The following is an 819-nucleotide window of genomic DNA, read 5'->3' as shown; positions in this document are numbered from 1 at the left end:
CACCAGCCAAAGTAGCGGTCAAATCTCCAGAAGCGTTTGGGTCATCGACCCAAGTTCCGGTATGCCCTACCGTACTCGGCGCCACCGTTCCCGGAGCGATCGCGGGACGCCGGCATCGGACCAGTTCAGGATCGTGAGGCGGTCCGACGCGATGCGGTCCAGGCGAAAATTGTGCCAGCCGAAATGGCCGTCGGGGTCGGTGCCGTAGGCAGCGCGGGGATTGGTTACCGTGGTTTTGCGATCGTCCCGGGGAACCCACGTCTCGAACCGGATCGCCCCCCCTTCCGGATGGCGCCAGAGCTCCTCGATTTGCCGCTGGTAGGTCTCCACCCGCCCCCACATTTCCTCGGGGAGGATGTCCTCGGAGTGGACGAAAATGCGCCGCCGGCAGTCTTTGGCGGGGGGAGAAGGGGGCAATTCCACCTCGGGCTCCCACATCGCCAGCCGTTCTCGCAGGGATCGGATGGGGATTTCCAGATCGGGTTGGGCGAAGCCGATCGCTTCGAGAACCCGCAACAGTTCCCGGGTTTGCCCTTCCGAGACTTCCCGGACTTCCGCCACCGGCGGGCCTGAAACGGGGACGGGGGGCCATGCTTCGGGGGGAGTACAGCGGTGGCTTCCGGTGCCGGCATTTTGCAGCCACCCCATTTTGTCCAGGTGTTTGAGGTCGTCCCGGATGGTGCGGTGGACGGTGCCGAAGGGGCAGTTTTGGAGTTGTTCCCGCAATTCGCGATCGCTCCAGGACGTAGTTGCAAGCATCAGCAAACGCCACCAGAGTTTGATCAAGCTTTTGAGCTTGTTCTGGCGTGGGGTTAAGCT

1 protein-coding gene is annotated in these 819 nt (G+C 63.0%); it reads right to left on the bottom strand.

The genetic code is table 11. The features are described 5' to 3' along the window. Positions 1-66: 66 nt before the first annotated feature. A partial coding sequence (locus tag LKE08_RS00170) for a TIGR03985 family CRISPR-associated protein (protein ID WP_324702175.1) occupies positions 67-819 on the bottom strand: 753 nt, incomplete at its 5' end.

Origin of the sequence: Lyngbya sp. CCY1209, from assembly GCF_035615495.1 — a bacterium.
Taxonomy (GTDB): Bacteria; Cyanobacteriota; Cyanobacteriia; order Cyanobacteriales; family Microcoleaceae; genus Limnospira.
This window is presented reverse-complemented; position numbering and strand designations above follow the sequence as displayed.